This window comes from Serratia sp. OS31, from assembly GCF_014164835.1.
Classification (GTDB): domain Bacteria; phylum Pseudomonadota; class Gammaproteobacteria; order Enterobacterales; family Enterobacteriaceae; genus Serratia; species Serratia liquefaciens_A.
This window is the reverse complement of sequence record NZ_JACJFQ010000024.1, coordinates 49,948-67,081: the sequence shown is the minus strand read 5'-3', so window position 1 is coordinate 67,081 and position 17,134 is coordinate 49,948. Positions and strand designations below refer to the sequence as shown.

18 protein-coding genes are annotated in these 17,134 nt (G+C 56.3%); 13 read left to right on the top strand and 5 right to left on the bottom strand.

Annotated elements, in window-relative coordinates:
• Window positions 1-221 precede the first annotated feature (221 nt).
• Window positions 222-893, top strand: coding sequence for a 7-carboxy-7-deazaguanine synthase QueE (queE, locus tag H5P17_RS18820; RefSeq protein ID WP_182824550.1), 672 nt, complete (start codon window positions 222-224; stop codon window positions 891-893).
• 29 nt (window positions 894-922) lie between these two features.
• Here queE and queD read toward each other — a convergent pair whose 3' ends face one another.
• Complete coding sequence (gene queD / locus H5P17_RS18815; protein WP_020825254.1) at window positions 923-1,282, bottom strand: 6-carboxytetrahydropterin synthase QueD; 360 nt, start codon at window positions 1,280-1,282, stop codon at window positions 923-925.
• Window positions 1,283-1,843: 561 nt separating this feature from the next.
• Here queD and cysJ point away from each other — a divergent pair.
• The 3 genes from cysJ (at window position 1,844) to H5P17_RS18800 (ending at window position 6,164) form a co-directional block, all read left to right on the top strand.
• Complete coding sequence (gene cysJ / locus H5P17_RS18810; RefSeq protein WP_182824548.1) at window positions 1,844-3,643, top strand: NADPH-dependent assimilatory sulfite reductase flavoprotein subunit; 1,800 nt, start codon at window positions 1,844-1,846, stop codon at window positions 3,641-3,643.
• On the top strand, window positions 3,643-5,358 hold the full coding sequence (gene cysI / locus H5P17_RS18805) for an assimilatory sulfite reductase (NADPH) hemoprotein subunit (protein WP_182824546.1): 1,716 nt from the start codon (window positions 3,643-3,645) through the stop codon (window positions 5,356-5,358). The genes cysJ and cysI overlap by 1 nt, the downstream gene beginning before the upstream one ends.
• A gap of 71 nt (window positions 5,359-5,429) precedes the next feature.
• Window positions 5,430-6,164: a phosphoadenylyl-sulfate reductase gene (locus H5P17_RS18800; RefSeq protein ID WP_020825257.1), complete on the top strand. Its 735-nt coding sequence runs from the start codon at window positions 5,430-5,432 to the stop codon at window positions 6,162-6,164.
• Window positions 6,165-6,224: 60 nt separating this feature from the next.
• On the opposite strand, the gene H5P17_RS18795 is transcribed toward H5P17_RS18800, so the two are convergent.
• Window positions 6,225-7,301 carry an aminopeptidase gene (locus H5P17_RS18795; RefSeq protein WP_182824544.1) on the bottom strand — a complete coding sequence of 359 codons (1,077 nt, stop codon included), beginning with the start codon at window positions 7,299-7,301 and terminating at the stop codon, window positions 6,225-6,227.
• 277 nt (window positions 7,302-7,578) lie between these two features.
• Here H5P17_RS18795 and H5P17_RS18790 point away from each other — a divergent pair, with 277 nt between their 5' ends.
• From H5P17_RS18790 to H5P17_RS18765, 6 genes are all read left to right on the top strand, one after another.
• Window positions 7,579-7,851, top strand: a complete 273-nt coding sequence (locus H5P17_RS18790; RefSeq protein ID WP_182824542.1) for a hypothetical protein — start codon at window positions 7,579-7,581, stop codon at window positions 7,849-7,851.
• Between the two features lie 187 nt (window positions 7,852-8,038).
• Window positions 8,039-9,469, top strand: coding sequence for a siroheme synthase CysG (cysG, locus tag H5P17_RS18785; RefSeq protein ID WP_182824540.1), 1,431 nt, complete (start codon window positions 8,039-8,041; stop codon window positions 9,467-9,469).
• Window positions 9,470-9,478: 9 nt separating this feature from the next.
• Window positions 9,479-10,387 carry a sulfate adenylyltransferase subunit CysD gene (cysD, locus tag H5P17_RS18780; protein WP_044554216.1) on the top strand — a complete coding sequence of 303 codons (909 nt, stop codon included), beginning with the start codon at window positions 9,479-9,481 and terminating at the stop codon, window positions 10,385-10,387.
• An 11-nt stretch (window positions 10,388-10,398) separates the two neighbouring features.
• Complete coding sequence (gene cysN / locus H5P17_RS18775) at window positions 10,399-11,826, top strand: sulfate adenylyltransferase subunit CysN (RefSeq protein WP_182824538.1); 1,428 nt, start codon at window positions 10,399-10,401, stop codon at window positions 11,824-11,826.
• A 1-nt stretch (window position 11,827) separates the two neighbouring features.
• Window positions 11,828-12,457, top strand: coding sequence for an adenylyl-sulfate kinase (cysC, locus tag H5P17_RS18770; RefSeq protein ID WP_041414213.1), 630 nt, complete (start codon window positions 11,828-11,830; stop codon window positions 12,455-12,457).
• A gap of 85 nt (window positions 12,458-12,542) precedes the next feature.
• A complete protein-coding gene (locus tag H5P17_RS18765; RefSeq protein WP_044554218.1) occupies window positions 12,543-12,860 on the top strand; it encodes a DUF3561 family protein in 318 nt (105 codons plus the stop codon).
• A gap of 52 nt (window positions 12,861-12,912) precedes the next feature.
• Here the strand turns inward: H5P17_RS18765 and H5P17_RS18760 are convergent, their stop codons facing one another.
• The 3 genes from H5P17_RS18760 to H5P17_RS18750 form a co-directional block, all read right to left on the bottom strand.
• Window positions 12,913-13,635, bottom strand: a complete 723-nt coding sequence (locus H5P17_RS18760) for an amino acid ABC transporter ATP-binding protein (protein WP_044554268.1) — start codon at window positions 13,633-13,635, stop codon at window positions 12,913-12,915.
• Window positions 13,619-14,338 carry an amino acid ABC transporter permease gene (locus tag H5P17_RS18755; protein WP_044554269.1) on the bottom strand — a complete coding sequence of 240 codons (720 nt, stop codon included), beginning with the start codon at window positions 14,336-14,338 and terminating at the stop codon, window positions 13,619-13,621. The genes H5P17_RS18760 and H5P17_RS18755 overlap by 17 nt, the downstream gene beginning before the upstream one ends.
• Before the next feature lie 100 nt (window positions 14,339-14,438).
• Window positions 14,439-15,209: a basic amino acid ABC transporter substrate-binding protein gene (locus H5P17_RS18750; protein WP_044554219.1), complete on the bottom strand. Its 771-nt coding sequence runs from the start codon at window positions 15,207-15,209 to the stop codon at window positions 14,439-14,441.
• Window positions 15,210-15,615: 406 nt separating this feature from the next.
• Here H5P17_RS18750 and ftsB point away from each other — a divergent pair, with 406 nt between their 5' ends.
• The 3 genes from ftsB to ispF are packed head-to-tail and all read left to right on the top strand — an operon-like array spanning window position 15,616 to window position 17,131.
• Window positions 15,616-15,936, top strand: a complete 321-nt coding sequence (ftsB, locus tag H5P17_RS18745; RefSeq protein ID WP_020825266.1) for a cell division protein FtsB — start codon at window positions 15,616-15,618, stop codon at window positions 15,934-15,936.
• A 3-nt stretch (window positions 15,937-15,939) separates the two neighbouring features.
• Entirely contained in the window at window positions 15,940-16,647 is a 708-nt protein-coding gene (gene ispD, locus H5P17_RS18740) for a 2-C-methyl-D-erythritol 4-phosphate cytidylyltransferase (protein WP_044554221.1), read from the top strand.
• A 10-nt stretch (window positions 16,648-16,657) separates the two neighbouring features.
• On the top strand, window positions 16,658-17,131 hold the full coding sequence (ispF, locus tag H5P17_RS18735) for a 2-C-methyl-D-erythritol 2,4-cyclodiphosphate synthase (RefSeq protein WP_004950274.1): 474 nt from the start codon (window positions 16,658-16,660) through the stop codon (window positions 17,129-17,131).
• The last annotated feature ends 3 nt before the right edge of the window (window positions 17,132-17,134 follow it).

The window sequence follows — 17,134 nt, the reverse complement described above, 5'->3', positions numbered from 1 at the left end:
CAAATATATTTATCTTATGCGTTAAATAAATGTTGTTTTTGCGAAGCAGATTACATCGTCAGCGTAAGGGGATTGCCCGGGAAGCGAATTAAATGAAGTGGATAGCCGGTGAGATCAACTGGCCCAAGGGCGGAGGATAAAATTTAATACAATTTCGCCTGTTTGGTCGCCGGGCTGGAATCTGCGATAATCTCTTTTTACCTTTCCAGATTGAGAAACCGATGCAGTACCCGATTAATGAAATGTTCCAAACCTTGCAGGGCGAAGGCTTTTTCACCGGCGTTCCAGCCATCTTTATTCGCTTGCAGGGCTGCCCGGTAGGATGCAGCTGGTGCGACACCAAACATACCTGGGAAAAGGAAGCCAATCGGGAAGTCGACATGCAACGGATCCTGGTGAAAACCGAAGAAAGTGATGCCTGGGGCAGTGCCAGTGCCGAACAGCTGCTGTCGGTGATGCGTCAGCAAGGGTATACCGCACGCCACGTGGTGATCACCGGCGGCGAACCCTGCATTTACGATCTGGCCCCGTTGACCCAACTGCTGGAAGACAACGGTTACGGCTGCCAGATTGAAACCAGCGGCACCCACGAAATCCGGTGCTCGGCGAAAACCTGGGTGACGGTATCCCCCAAGGTGAATATGCGCGGTGGCATGAAGGTGTTGGATCAGGCTTTGCAACGTGCTGATGAAGTGAAGCACCCGGTTGGGCGTGAGCGCGATATCGAAGCATTGGATGCGTTGTTGGCGACGCTGCATGATGAGAAGCCGCGCATTATTGCACTGCAACCGATCAGCCAGAAGGAAGAGGCGACCCGTTTGTGCATTGAAACCTGCATTGCGCGCAACTGGCGGCTGTCGATGCAGACGCATAAATATCTGAACATCGCATAAAATTCAGGGCGCCATGGGGCGCCCTTTCTTTAACCTTTATACACGCATCCTGCGGTACAGGTTTCTTTCACCATCACCGCAGTCAGCTCCGGCAACTGAGGTTTGAGCTGTTGCCAGATCCAGGCGGCAAGCACTTCGCTGGTGGGATTTTCCAATCCTGGAATATCGTTCAGATAATGGTGATCCAAGCGCTCCCAAATAGGGGAGAACACGGCTTTAAGCTCGGCGAAATCCATCACCCAACCGGTGTGCGCATCCACTTCACCGGTCACTTCCAGACGCACCATAAACGAATGCCCGTGCAGACGGCCGCATTTATGGCCCTCAGGTACGTGCGGCAGACGGTGGGCGGCTTCAAACTGAAAATCTTTAAACAGCGTGGTTGCCATTATTACGGCCTCATTGACTCAAAAACCGCCGAAGTTTACCGGAAACGGAGCCTGCTTGCCATTTATACCGCTATGGTCTACTGCCACCGTGGTAAATGCACGGTTAACACTTTTTTTGTTTGGTGCCGACCGGACCTATCGGTTGGGGTAATGAGTAGTAAATACGATTCATTCAAATAACGTCAAAAAAACAGCTTTATTTTCAGTTGGATAAAAATCTCTGCTTAACGCTTTAAGCACTATCCTTTACCAGAAAAACAGCTTAGTCATTTTGGTTATTAATTATTGCTATCCCTTATTTAATCGTTGCTATTGTGCTCGGTAACCTTACAAACTCTCCTGATCTTTTCAGGACCGCAGACTGAACGAAAAGACAGCGACTGACACAGGCGAGCACCTGGCTGGATAGGTGCCATACCCGTTGCCTTTCAAACTGCAGCGTTGTTACCTGCACTCGCTAACCCCAGTTACTTACCTAAGTAAGCGACTGGGGATGAGCGAGCTGGCCGCCTGGCTGCAGCTTGAAATTCATAGGCTATAAGTAAGGAAATAAGTACTGCAATGACGACTCAGGCTCCTCCAACATCGATGCTCCCGCTGACACCCGAACAGCTGGCGCGCCTGCAGGCGGCGATTGGTGAATATTCACCTACGCAGCTGGCGTGGCTGTCAGGCTATTTCTGGGGAATGGTTAATCAACAGCCTGGCGCGGTAGCCATTGCGCCGGCTGCCACCGCTGCCGCCAGCATCACGCTGATTTCCGCTTCGCAGACCGGCAATGCGCGTCGCCTGGCGGAACAATTGCGCGACGATCTGTTGGCCGCCAAGCTGAGCGTCACGCTGGTTAACGCCGGCGACTACAAATTCAAGCAAATTGCCCAGGAACGTCTGCTGGTGATCGTCGCCTCCACCCAAGGGGAAGGTGAACCGGCGGAAGAGGCGGTTGCCCTGCATAAATTCCTGTTCTCCAAGAAAGCGCCGAAGCTTAACGAAACCGCGTTTGCGGTGTTTGGCCTGGGGGACACTTCCTACGAGAACTTCTGTCAGTCGGGTAAAGATTTCGACGGCAAGCTGGCCGAACTGGGCGCTGAGCGTCTGGTTGAGCGGGTAGACGCCGACGTGGAATACCAGGACTTGGCTACTGCCTGGCGTAAACAGGTGGTGGAGGTGTTGAAAGCGCGCGCACCGGCTGAAAACGCCGCCCCGGGCGTTCTGGCCAGCGGCGCGGTTGACCTGATCGACAGCAGCCCGTACAGCAAAGAACAACCGCTGACCGCACAGCTGGCGGTGAAGCAAAAAATTACCGGCCGCGCCTCAGACAAAGACGTGCGCCATATTGAAATCGATCTGGGGGATTCTGGCCTGCGTTACCGGCCGGGTGACGCGCTGGGCGTGTGGTTCGATAACGACCCCGCGCTGGTGGATGAACTGGTGCAACTGCTGTGGCTGAAGGGCGACGAACCGGTGGAGGTCGAGGGTAAAACCTTGCCGCTTTCGCAGGCGTTACGCAGCCATTTTGAACTGACGCAGAACACCACGCTGATTGTCGATAAATATGCGGCGCTGTCGCGCGACGAAAAGCTGATTGGCCTGCTGGCGGATAACGCGGCTTTGCAGCATTACGCGCACAACACGCCGATTGTCGACATGGTGCGGCAGGCACCGGCCGATCTGAACGCAGAGCAGTTGATTGGCCTGCTGCGTCCGCTGACGCCGCGGCTGTATTCCATTGCCTCGTCGCAAGCCGAAAACGAAAATGAAGTGCACGTGACCGTCGGCGTGGTGCGTTACGACATCGAAGGCCGGGCCCGCGCAGGCGGAGCCTCCAGTTTCCTGGCCGATCGGCTGGAAGAAGATGGCGACGTGCGGGTGTTCATCGAACATAACGACAATTTCCGCCTGCCGGCCAACCCGGAAACTCCGGTGATCATGATTGGGCCAGGCACGGGCATTGCGCCGTTCCGCGCCTTTATGCAACAGCGTGATGCTGATGGTGCCGGCGGCAAGAACTGGTTGTTCTTCGGCAACCCGCACTTTACTGAAGACTTTTTGTATCAGGTCGAATGGCAGCGCTATGTGAAAGACGGCCTGCTGACCCGCATCGATCTGGCCTGGTCACGTGACCAGCAGCATAAAGTCTATGTCCAGGACAAATTGCGCGAACAGGGCGCGGAAGTGTGGCGTTGGATCCAGGAAGGCGCGCACATTTACGTTTGTGGCGATGCGAACCGCATGGCGAAAGACGTGGAAAACACATTACTGGAACTGGTGGCCGAGCACGGTGGCATGGATACCGAGCTGGCGGATGAATTTTTAAGTGAGCTGCGCCTTGAGCGCCGTTATCAGCGAGATGTCTACTGATGAGTGATAAACACCCGGGACCTCTGGTGGTCGAAGGCAAATTGGCCGATGCCGAGCGTTTGAAGAAAGAAAGCAACTTCCTGCGCGGCACCATCGCCGAAGACTTGAAGGATGGCCTGACCGGCGGTTTTAACGGTGACAACTTCCTGCTGATCCGCTTCCACGGGATGTACCAGCAGGACGACCGTGATATCCGCGCCGAACGCGCCGAACAGAAGCTGGAACCGCGCCACGCCATGATGCTGCGTTGCCGTCTGCCGGGGGGGATTATCTCCCCACAGCAGTGGCTGGGCATTGACAAGTTCGCGCAGGAAAGCACGCTGTACGGCAGCATCCGCATCACCAACCGTCAGACCTTCCAGTTCCATGGCATTGTGAAGGGCAATGTTAAGCCGGTTCACCAGCTGTTGGGTCGCCTGGGGTTGGACGCGCTGGCCACGGCTAACGACGTCAACCGCAACGTGCTCTGCACCTCTAACCCGGTGGAGTCCGAGCTGCACCAGGAAGCCTACGAGTGGGCGAAAAAGATCTCCGAACATCTGCTGCCGCGTACCCGAGCCTATGCCGAAGTGTGGCTGGATCAGGAAAAAGTGGCGAGCACCGACGAGGAACCGATCCTCGGGGCGACTTATCTGCCGCGCAAGTTCAAAACCACGGTGGTGATCCCGCCGCAAAACGACGTGGATCTGCACGCCAACGACATGAACTTTGTCGCGATTGCCAAAAACGGCAAGCTGGTGGGCTTTAACCTGCTGGTAGGCGGTGGCCTGTCGATTGAACACGGCAACAAGAAAACCTATGCGCGCAAGGCCAGCGAATTTGGCTATATCCCGCTGGAGCATACGCTGGCGGTCGCTGAAGCGGTGGTGACCACCCAGCGCGACTGGGGTAACCGTACCGATCGCAAGAACGCCAAAACCAAATACACGCTGGAACGCGTTGGGGTTGATACCTTCCGTGCCGAAGTGGAAAAACGGGCCGGTATCACCTTTGAACCGATCCGTCCGTACGAGTTTACCGGCCGTGGCGATCGCATTGGTTGGGTTAAAGGCATTGATAACCAGTGGCACCTGACGCTGTTTATCGAGAATGGCCGCCTGCTGGACTATCCAGGGCGCCCGTTGAAAACCGGCGTTGCCGAGATCGCCAGGATCCACAAAGGGGATTTCCGTCTGACGGCCAACCAGAACCTGATTGTCGCCGGCGTACCGGAAAGTGAGAAGGCGAAGATCGAAGCGATCGCTCGTGAACACGGGTTGATCGACGACGGGATCAGCGAGCAACGTCAAAACTCGATGGCCTGCGTATCCTTCCCGACCTGTCCGTTGGCCATGGCGGAGGCTGAGCGTTTCCTGCCGGCGTTCGTCACTAAAGTGGAAGGGATCCTGCACAGCCACGGCGTGGGTGACGAGCACATAGTGTTGCGTATTACAGGCTGCCCGAACGGCTGTGGCCGCGCGTTATTGGCGGAAATTGGCCTGGTGGGGAAAGCGGTTGGCCGCTATAACCTGCATCTGGGCGGCAACCGGGAAGGTACGCGTATTCCGCGCATGTACCGGGAAAATATCAACGAAGAAGAAATTCTGCGAGAGATTGACCAACTGGTGGGCCGCTGGGCCACAGAGCGTAACACGGGCGAAGGTTTTGGTGATTTCACCATCCGCGTCGGCGTGGTCAAGCCGGTGATTGATTCGGCGCAGGATTTCTGGGACTGACGCCGTTTGGCCCCGCTTACAGCGGGGGCCGGATCCGCGCGGTATGATTCAAGCATCAGGAGGCAGGCAACATGGCTGAATTCGATCTGGCGGCGCTGAATGCGCTGCCCAAGTCTGGGCAGGCGTTGGCACTGGCGGTAGTTAATGGCCAGTTGGAAACGCTTTCCGCCGAGCAACGCGTGGAATGGGCGCTGGAACATCTGCCCGGCGAGTTTGTGCTCTCTTCAAGTTTTGGCATTCAGGCGGCGGTGTGCCTGCATCTGGTCACGCGGATCAAACCGGATATTCCGGTGATCCTCACCGATACCGGCTATCTGTTCCCTGAAACCTATCAGTTTATCGATCAACTGGTCGACAAACTGAAGCTGAACCTGCAGGTGTTTCGTGCCGAACAGTCGCCAGCCTGGCAAGAGGCCCGCTACGGCAAGCTGTGGGAGCAGGGCGTTGAAGGTATCGAAAAATACAACTTGATCAACAAGGTTGAGCCGATGAACCGCGCATTGGAAACGCTGGGCGGACAAACCTGGTTCGCCGGCCTGCGCCGCGAGCAATCCGGCAGCCGCGCCAATCTACCGGTGCTGGCGGTGCAACGTGGGGTGTTCAAGATCCTGCCGATTATCGACTGGGACAACCGCAAGATTTATCAATACCTGACTGAGCACGGCCTCAGTTATCACCCGCTGTGGGAACAGGGCTATCTGTCAGTGGGGGATACCCATACCACGCAGAAGTGGGAACCGGGCATGAGCGAAGAAGAAACTCGCTTCTTCGGCCTGAAGCGTGAGTGCGGCCTGCACGAAGGCTAATAGCGCATTAACCTCTTTAAGGGCTCAGCATCTGCTGGGCCCTTGGCGTTTTCAGGAAGACTACTTTTTCTGTTTTTGGACTTTGGGCGGGTGCGCCTGAGCCAGCTCTTTAATCAGTGGCAGCAGGATCTGTACGCTCTCGCGGCTGCGCTTGTCGATACGCCCTGGCAGATTGCGCTCCAGATACTGCAGGTTATCGTACTGCGGACGATGCCAGGTGATGCCCTGCGGGAAATGGGGGCTGACAGCGCGCTGCTGATAGCCGTCTTTATCGCCCAGTGACCAGTTGGTGGCTTCTACCGACAGCACCGGGATACCGGCTTTATCGAACACTTCCTGATCGGAACAGCAGCCGGTGCCTTTCGGGTGCGCTTTGCTGCCTGGGTTAGTGGCTGCGGCGATGCCGTAGCGGTGGGCAATATCCAATGCGCGATCGCGGCTCTGTTTCGCCAGCTTTGGCGGCGTATTGAGGCCGGCGTTGAAATACAGGCGATCGCCGGTAATCAGGCTGTCGAGGTTAATCACCAGCAGGGTATTGCGTTTCTCCTCTTCGCTCATGCGCTGCAGATAGTTCTGCGCACCCAGCGAACCCAGCTCTTCGGCGCTGGTGGCGACAAAGCGCAGGGCGTAAGCGGTGGGAATGTTCTTCAGACGATCCGCCAGCTCCAGCATTACGCCGACGCCAGAGGCATTGTCATCGACCCCCTGCAACGTCAGGCCGCCAAGGTTGTTGTCCAGATCGGCGTCGCTTTGCGGCGTGTAGGTATCAAAATGCGCCACAATCAGAATTTGCTGCGGAAGGCTGCCATTTTTAGCGGCGATTACCGAGCTGGCGGTAATGTTATTCCAGTTCTTCTTGCCGTCTTTGCTGGTGTACAGATAGCGCGTGTTGAAACTGCGGATATCGCTCTGATACCCCATCTTGCTGAACTGCTGTTTCAGATAGTCTGCGGTGAGCAATTCTGCCGGGCTGCCGGCCATGCGGCCAGGAAAATAGGTGGCGATGTGGCGAGTCTGCTCGGCGGCGAATCTGCCCATCGGGGCATCTTTTGCGGGCTGAGTGGCTGCCGAAACGCTGAAAACACCGCCGAGCGCTGCCAGCAGCAGGCCGGTCTTCAGGTAAAAACGGGAAAACATACCGAAAAATCCTTCTTTGATATCGACGAGACCGATTGTTTTTTTGCGGTGTCCAGTATGAGACGGTCGGCAAGATTAAACAATTTCTCCCGCTCTTAAATTTGGTGCTGCCAGGGCAAAGTTTCGGTGCTGTGCGCAACGATGAATATCGATTGATGGCCCGTGCGGCTCATTTTGCGAAATGCTTGGCATATTACGAGTATCACTATTTAACCCTGCCCGTAGAGTGGTTTATTATTCGGCGGTAAGGTTCTTACGGATCGAAGGAGAAACCCTGATGTTGGACAAATGTGATAACAGGATCGGCCTGATAGAGAAAAAAGCTGAGTATGTGGATCATGCTCTTAATCAGGTCAAAACCGATTTGGCCACGCTGACCACACGTTCAGTGGAGTTTGTCACCAAAGGCGATTTGCATAAGGAAGTGGGATTGCTGCACCGAGAGATCGGTTTGGTCCATAAAGAGATGTCCAATCAAACCAAATGGATGGTTAGCACTATATTGGCCGCCGCTGCTTTGTGCATGACCGTCGCGAAGTTTTGGTTTTAACATCTGTCTCCTGACGCATACCTGGTCTGAATAATGATCACGGCCTTGTCCAGCGCATAACTGCCGCAAACCCCGACGCACTGCGCCTTATTCCATTATTGAACTAGTCATTCCTTTTCGTCATTTCAGAGGCCAAATCTCAGCCCGTATAGTCACACTATCATTCTGCATATATGAAAAGGCTGTTGTGGACTATCTACCTATATTTGCCGACCTGAAACAACGCCCGGTGTTGGTCGTTGGCGGCGGCGAAGTGGCTGCGCGCAAAGTGGATCTTCTCCTGCGCGCCGGGGCTGAAATACGGATAGTTGCGCAGTCACTCTCACCCATACTCGAAGAACTGCGTCAGCAGGGGCACATCCGCTGGCAGGGGCAGGCTTTTGCCGCTCAGCAACTGGATGAGGTGTTCCTGGTGATCGCCGCAACCGACGACAGCGCGCTGAATGCAGAAGTCTTTGCCGAAGCGGATAAACGTCGGGTGCTGGCCAACGTGGTCGATGATCAGCCGTGCTGTTCGTTCATCTTTCCGTCGATTATCGATCGTTCCCCGCTGGTGGTTGCCGTCTCTTCCAGCGGCCAGGCGCCGGTGCTGGCACGTATGCTGCGTGAAAAGCTCGAAGCTTTGTTGCCCGCCAGTCTGGGGCAGATGGCTGAGGTGGCTGGACGCTGGCGCGGCCAGGTAAAACAGCGACTGAATGCCATCGGCGAACGTCGTCGTTTTTGGGAAAAAACATTCGGCGGACGTTTTGCCACGCTAGTAGCTAATGGCCAGTCCGCGCAGGCCGAGCGGCAGTTGGAGCAGGATTTACAGCAGTTTGCCCTGGGCGGTGAAGGTACCCAGGGGGAAATTGCGCTGGTGGGCGCCGGGCCTGGCGACGTGGGGTTATTAACCCTGCGCGGGCTGCAGGTGATGCAGCAGGCTGACGTGGTGCTGTATGACCATCTGGTCAGCGATGAAATTCTGGATCTGGTGCGTCGCGATGCCGAACGCATCTGCGTGGGAAAACGTGCAGGAGCACACTCGGTGATCCAGGAAGAAACCAACCGCCTGTTGGTGGAACTGGCGCAGCAGGGCAAGCGCGTGGTGCGATTGAAAGGCGGAGATCCCTTTATCTTTGGCCGCGGCGGCGAAGAGCTGCAGGTGGCCGCCGCCGCGGGCATTCCGTTCCAGGTGGTGCCTGGCGTCACCGCGGCGGCCGGCGCAACGGCCTATGCCGGCATTCCGCTGACGCACCGCGATCATGCGCAGAGCGTGACTTTTATTACCGGCCACTGCCGTCCTGACGGCGACGGGCTGGACTGGTCAGACTTGGCGCGAGCGCGTCAGACTCTGGCTATCTACATGGGCACCATGAAGGCGGCGGACATCAGCCAGCGCCTGATAGCCCACGGCCGCGCGCCCACGACGCCGGTGGCGGTGATCAGCCGCGGTACGCGTGCGGATCAGCTGGTGCAAACCGGCACGCTGCAACAGCTTGAAAAATTGGCTCAACAGGCACCTTTGCCGGCGCTGCTGGTGATCGGCGAAGTGGTGGAGCTGCATCATCAAATTGCCTGGTTTGGGCATCAACCGCAGACGGAAGGGGCATCACGGCCCGCCGTCGTGAATTTGGCTTAAGGATCTGTTATGGACGAAAAACGACTCACTCATTTGCGGCAATTGGAGGCGGAGAGTATCCATATCATCCGTGAAGTCGCCGCTGAATTCGGCAACCCGGTGATGCTCTATTCCATCGGTAAAGACTCTTCCGTGATGCTGCACCTGGCGCGTAAGGCATTTTACCCGGGTACGCTGCCGTTCCCGTTGCTGCATGTGGATACCGGTTGGAAATTCCGTGAAATGTACGAATTCCGCGATCGCACTGCAAAAGAGTACGGTTTTGAACTGCTGATCCACAAAAACCCGGAAGGCGTGGCGATGGGCATCAACCCGTTCGTTCACGGCAGCGCCAAGCATACCGATATCATGAAAACCGAAGGCCTGAAGCAGGCGCTTAACAAATACGGTTTTGATGCTGCCTTTGGCGGTGCCCGCCGTGACGAAGAGAAGTCACGTGCCAAAGAGCGTATCTATTCATTCCGTGACCGCTTCCATCGTTGGGATCCGAAAAACCAGCGTCCGGAGCTGTGGCACAACTACAACGGCCAAATCAACAAGGGCGAGAGCATTCGCGTGTTCCCGCTGTCGAACTGGACCGAGCTGGATATCTGGCAATACATTTTCCTGGAAAAAATCGACATCGTGCCGCTGTATCTGGCAAAACCGCGTCCGGTGGTAGAGCGCGACGGCATGTTGCTGATGGTGGACGACGATCGTATCGATCTGCAGCCGGGCGAAGTGATCAGCCAGCGCATGGTGCGTTTCCGCACGCTGGGCTGTTGGCCGCTGACCGGCGCAGTGGATTCCGAAGCGGAGACGCTTCCGGAGATCATCGAAGAGATGTTGGTGTCTACCACCAGTGAGCGCCAGGGACGGATGATCGACCGCGATCAGTCCGGCTCGATGGAGCTGAAAAAGCGTCAAGGGTATTTCTAAGGAGCCGCCGGATGAACAACGCAATTGCACAACAAATCGCTGAGCAGGGCGGGGTCGAGTCTTACCTGCATGCGCAGCAACACAAAAGTCTGTTACGGTTCCTGACCTGCGGCAGCGTCGATGACGGCAAAAGTACCCTGATTGGCCGCTTGCTGCACGATACCCGTCAGATCTACGAAGATCAGCTGTCTACGCTGCACAGCGACAGCAAACGCATTGGCACCCAGGGCGAGAAACTCGATTTGGCGCTGCTGGTCGATGGCCTGCAGGCCGAGCGCGAGCAGGGCATTACCATCGACGTGGCCTATCGCTATTTCTCGACCGAAAAGCGCAAATTTATTATTGCCGATACGCCGGGGCATGAGCAGTACACCCGCAATATGGCGACCGGGGCCTCAACCTGCGATCTGGCGATCCTGTTGATCGATGCGCGCAAAGGGGTTCTGGATCAAACCCGCAGGCACAGCTTTATCGCCACGCTGTTGGGCATTCGCCATCTGGTGGTGGCGGTCAATAAAATGGATCTGGTGGATTACCAAGAGTCGGTGTTCGAGCAGTTCAAGCAGGACTACCTGACCTTCGCCCAGCAGTTGCCGAACGATCTGGACATCAAGTTTGTGCCCTTGTCGGCGCTGGATGGCGACAACGTGGCCAGTGAGAGCGCCCAGATGCCTTGGTACAGCGGCCCAACGCTGCTGCAGGTGCTGGAGAGCGTGGACGTGATCAGCGAACGCGAGACGCAGCCGCTGCGTTTCCCGGTGCAGTATGTCAACCGTCCTAACCTGGATTTCCGGGGCTATGCGGGCACGCTGTCCGCGGGTGTGGTGCGCGTCGGGCAACGCGTGAAGGTATTGCCTTCCGGCCTGGAGTCTACCGTAGCGCGCATTGTGACCTTTGATGGCGATCTGCAGGAAGCGGTGCCGGGCGAGGCGATTACGCTGGTGCTGGCAGATGAAGTGGACATCAGCCGCGGCGATCTGCTGGTCGATGCCGGGGAAACTCTGAAAGCGGCGCAAAGTGCGCTGGTGGACGTGGTGTGGATGGCTGAAAAACCGTTGTTGCCGGGCCAAAGCTACGACATCAAAGTGGCCGGTAAAAAGACCCGTGCGCGGGTAGAAGGCATACGCCACCAGGTGGAAATCAACTCGTTGGCGCAGCACCAGGCGGACACTTTACCGCTCAATGGCATTGGTTTGGTGGAACTGACCTTTGATGAACCGCTGGTACTGGACAGCTATCAACGCAACCATGATACCGGTGGGCTGATCTTTGTCGATCGCCTGAGTAACGTCACCGTGGGGGCCGGCTTGATCCGCGAAACCTTGCAGGACGCACAGACATCCGCCGGCGACTTCAGCGCATTTGAGCTGGAATTGAATGCACTGGTGCGTAAACACTTCCCACATTGGGGCGCGCGCGACCTGATTGGGGGAAAATAACGTGACCGACGCTCAACTGCGGCCGACCGGGCCGGATGATGACAACGTGGTCTGGCATCCGCATGCGGTAACGCGTGCAGATCGCGAAGTCCGCAACGGCCACAAAGGCGTGGTGCTGTGGTTTACCGGGCTGTCCGGCTCGGGCAAATCTACCGTCGCCGGTGCGCTGGAACAGGCGCTGCACGCCCATGGTGTCAGCACCTATCTGCTGGATGGCGATAACGTGCGTCACGGCCTGTGCCGCGACCTGGGTTTTTCCGACGACGACCGGCGCGAAAATATTCGCCGCGTGGGCGAAGTGGCGAAACTGATGGTGGACGCCGGCCTGGTGGTGTTGACCGCTTTCATTTCCCCACATCGCGCCGAACGGCAGATGGTACGTGAACTCCTGGATGAAGATCGTTTTATCGAGGTGTTTGTCGACACGCCGTTGGCAGTTTGTGAAGTGCGGGATCCGAAAGGATTGTACAAAAAAGCCCGTGCCGGCGAGCTGCGTAATTTCACCGGCATCGACTCGGTTTACGAGGCACCCCAACGGCCGGATATTCACCTTGATGGCCAACAATTGGTAACAAATTTGATTGCGCAATTGTTAGACGTGCTGCGTGGTCGGGCTATTATCAAACCCTGAATTCAGAAAAGCGTGTGGCGTTTTTGCGCCATACGCTTTTTACGCTAAGCCCGCCGGAGAGCGCGCCGAATAACCAGGGATCGCTATGCAAAATGTCTCGCCTATCTTGATTGACGCGAACCAGGAGAAAGAGGAGCCCTCTTATTCTTTCCTGGGCGGTGTCTGCGGCTTTGTTTTCTACTGGCTGGCCTTCGCGGTGCCGTTTTTGGTTTATGGCTCTAACACCCTTTTCTTCCTGCTTTACACCTGGCCGTTTTTCCTGGCGCTGATGCCGGTTTCGGTGCTGATTGGCATCACGCTCAGCATGCTGCTGCGTGGTCGGCTGATTTTTACGCTGCTGCTGACCGGGACCCTCGTTCTGTGCCTGTTCTGGCTGGTGTTCAGCTTTTTGACCGGTTGGTGAGGGGAAGGGCGCAGTCGCCTGCGCCCAAAGCATTGCAAAGCCGTGCCGAAGGTTACAAAACTTTGCTCAGAAAAGCCTGAGTGCGCGGATTGGCCGGCTGGCTGAAAATCTGCTGTGGCGTACCTTCTTCCTGGATGATCCCCTGATCGATAAACAACACCCGATCGGCCACTTCACGGGCAAAGCCCATTTCATGCGTCACCACCACCATCGTCATGCCTTCGTGCGCCAATGACTTCATCACCGCCAGCACTTCGCCGACCAACTCGGGATCGAGCGCGGAGGTCGGTTCGTCGAACAGCATGATTTTCGGTTCCATCGCCAGCGCGCGAGCAATGGCTACCCGCTGTTGTTGACCGCCGGACAGGCTGTTGGGATAGGTGTCAATTTTGTCCAGCAGGCCCACCTTTTGCAGCAGCGCCTCTGCCCGCAGTATGGCCTCTGCGCGCGACAGTTTTTTCACCCCCATCGGCGCCATGATGATGTTTTCCAGCACCGTCATATGCGGGAACAGGTTAAAGCGTTGAAACACCATGCCGACGCTTTCACGCATTTTATTGAGATCGGTTTTCTGGCTGTGTATGGCAAAACCGTTCACCAGGATCTCACCGCCGGACAGCGTTTCCAGCGCATTGATACAGCGCAGGAAGGTGCTTTTACCGGAGCCGGACGGGCCGATGACGCAGACCACTTCGTTGGCTGCGATTTCGCAGGAAATACCACGCAGCACGTGGCTTTCGCCGAATTGTTTTTGCAGGTTATGTACGCGAATCACTTTTCCCAAACCTCTTTTCCATGTGTTGCACCATCAGCGAAAGCAGGAAGGTGAGGACCCAATAGACCAACGAAATGGTCAGGTAGGGCTCCCAATAGGTGGCATAGGCGCCGGAAACCGTGCGGGCGGCATAGGCCAGATCGGCAAGTCCGATGGCGGAGGCCAGCGAAGAGTCTTTGACGATGGCAATCGCATTGTTGCCCAGCGGCGGCAGCATGCGGCGAAACGCCTGCGGCAGGATCACTTTGCGCATGGTTTTGCCGTAGCTCATGCCCAGCGAGCGTGAGGCTTCCATCTGACCGCGATCGATAGACTGAATGCCGGCGCGGAAAATTTCCGAGACATAGGCACCTGCGTTAAGCGTAATCGCCACCACGCAGGAGAGAAATGCGCCGTAATCGGAGCGCAGCGCGCGGGCGAAATCGGTGCTCATCAGACCGCTGGTGACCAGCAGACCGTCACGTGGGTTGATAAACAGCGGCACTAGCGCGAAATGCACCACCATAATCTGGACAAACAGCGGCGTACCGCGGAAGGCGCTGATGTAGATGCGCACCGGCCACTGAACGCCGTAATGCAGTATCGGTTTCCAGATGCCGTGTGGTGCCTGCGCCAGGCGGCCGAGCCCGAGGAGCAGCCCCCAGGTGGTGCCCAGTATCACGCAGATAATGGTGCATTTGATGGTCATCCAGGCGCCTTCCATAAACAGCGGGGCGTACTCCTGGATTATCTCCCAACGGAAATTCAAGGTCGGTTCCTTCTTAAAAAGTTTTCAGGCTGCTGCGCTGACGAGCGCCGGTCTATTATTCGGCGGGCAGCGTGGGGACGTTGCTGTCAAACCAGGTCTGGTAGATTTTGGCGTAGGTGCCGTCGGCGATGATTTTCTTCAGGCCGGCGTTGATTTTGCCGCGCAGTTCGTCATTGCCTTTGGCCACGGCGATACCGAAATACTGACGTTCGAATTTGGCATCGGACACCAGTTTGAACTCTTTTTCCGGATGAGTTTTGATGTAGAACTTGGCCACGCCGACGTCGCCCACGGCCGCGCCGATACCGTCTTCATACAGCTCTTGCAGCATTAGCGGGGTATTGTCGAAACGTTTGATGGCGGTGTTGTTTTTGCCTAACACGTCGGACACCACGATGTCGCCGGTGCTGGAGTTGACTACGCCGACCTTCAGCGTTTTCAAGGCGGCGATGGAGTCGACGCCGGAGTCTTTGGGAACCACGATAGCCTGCTCTGCCGGGAAGTAAGGTGCAGAGAAATCAACCATTTGTTTGCGTTTGTCGGTAATGGTGATGCCGGAAATAATGATGTCGCGATCGCCGGAGTTCAGCGTTGCGAAAATACCTTCCCACGGCGTATTCACCAGTTTGACCTGAAAGTTCTCGGCCTTGGCTACCGCCTTGATGATATCGATATCAAAGCCTTCCAGTTGTTTGCTGCTGTTTTCGAATTCGAACGGACGGTAGGTGCCGCCAGAGCCGACGACGTAGGTAGGCTCAGCCGCCAGGACTGAGGCCGACAGGGTGGCGGCCAGGCAGGCGCCAATCACAACTAAAGATTTAAACATCGCTATCCCCGGTAATTAAAAATGATCCATTGGATTTATTTATGCACTATGAGTGCATAAAAATAATCTTTAATGAATAAAAACACAACTCCTACCTGATGATGAAATTTTTAATGGTGTTAAATATGCAGTTTGTGCTTGTCGGTGGCGAATGCTTTGGTGAAATTAGCGTGTAGCCAGTTTTTCTTGCTGCATAACCGAAAAAAACGCTGAAGGGGAAAAATGCGGGGGCGTTGGTTGGTTTTTCTGCGGTGAAAGTGGTTTTTTTTGCCGCTTTCGCAGTGAATTTAGGTTATAAACTCAGGAAATTATCATCCTACTCTGAATTTGGCGGCGAAATGCCGTTCTCTGTGTGGAGTCCAACGAAAAGTTGTGGGATGATTGGTCGGTTTTTCAGGGGGCGGAGATGGGAAAACTTACGCTGCTATTGCTGGCATTGCTCGGTTGGTTACAGTATTCACTGTGGCTGGGCAAAAATGGTATTCACGATTACGTGCGGGTCAATGAAGACGTTGCGCTCCAACAGGGCAGCAATGCTAAATTGAAAGCGCGTAACGATCAGCTGTTCGCCGAAATCGACGATTTGAACGGCGGTCAGGAAGCGATCGAAGAGCGTGCGCGCAATGAACTGAGCATGATTAAGCCCGGTGAGACTTTCTATCGTCTGGTTCCTGACCAATCCCGACGCAACGCGGCGTCCGCCTCGCAAAATAACCTACAAAAGTAACGCATGAATCACTCCGCAGGAACCTTTCCATCGGTGATCGCCGTCCTGCCCGCTGCCGGTATTGGCAGCCGCATGCAGGCTGATTGCCCAAAGCAATACTTAACCATCGGCCACCAAACCATTCTCGAACACGCGATCCATGCGTTGCTGCGCCATCCGCGCATCTCGCAGGTGATTGTGGCAATCGGGCCGGATGACCAGCAGTTTCACCAGTTGCCGATTGCGCAAGATCCCCGAGTGCAGGCCACCATCGGCGGGCAGCAACGCGCCGACTCGGTAATGGCGGGCTTGCAGTTGGCCGGCGAGGCCAAATGGGTACTGGTGCACGACGCCGCGCGCCCCTGTCTGCATGCCGACGATCTCGAGCGCCTGTTGGCGATTACCCAACACAGCGACGTGGGGGGCATTCTGGCCGCGCCGGTGCGTGACACCATGAAGCGTGCAGAGCCTGGCCACGGTGCCATTTCTCATACGGTGGAACGTCAGGACCTGTGGCATGCGTTAACGCCGCAGCTGTTCCCACTGGTGTTGCTCAAGCAGTGCCTGCAGCGTGCGCTGGATGACGGGGCGACGGTGACCGACGAGGCTTCGGCCCTGGAGCACTGCGGCTATCACCCGTTGCTGGTCAATGGGCGTTCGGACAATATTAAGGTCACGCGGCCGGAAGATTTGGCGCTGGCGGCATTCTATTTAACTCAGTTAGACAATTAAGGAGCGCATCATGCGTATCGGCCACGGTTTTGACGTACATAAATTTGGCGGCGAAGGCCCGTTGGTGATCGGTGGCGTTCGTATTCCTTATGAAAAAGGTTTGCTGGCCCACTCCGACGGCGACGTAGCACTGCACGCCGCGACCGATGCCCTGCTGGGCGCAGCGGCGCTGGGGGATATCGGCAAGCTGTTCCCGGATACCGACCCGGCCTTCAAAGGTGCCGATAGTCGCGAGTTGCTGCGCGAAGCCTGGAAACGCATCCGTGCCAAAGGCTATCGTCTGGGGAACCTGGACATCACTATTATTGCCCAGGCCCCTAAAATGGCACCGCACATCCCGCAAATGCGCATTTTCCTGGCGGAAGATCTGCAATGCCATATGGACGACGTTAACGTTAAGGCTACCACCACCGAACAACTCGGTTTCACCGGGCGTGGCGAGGGTATTGCCTGCGAAGCGGTTGCCTTGTTGATCAAGGAATAAGCG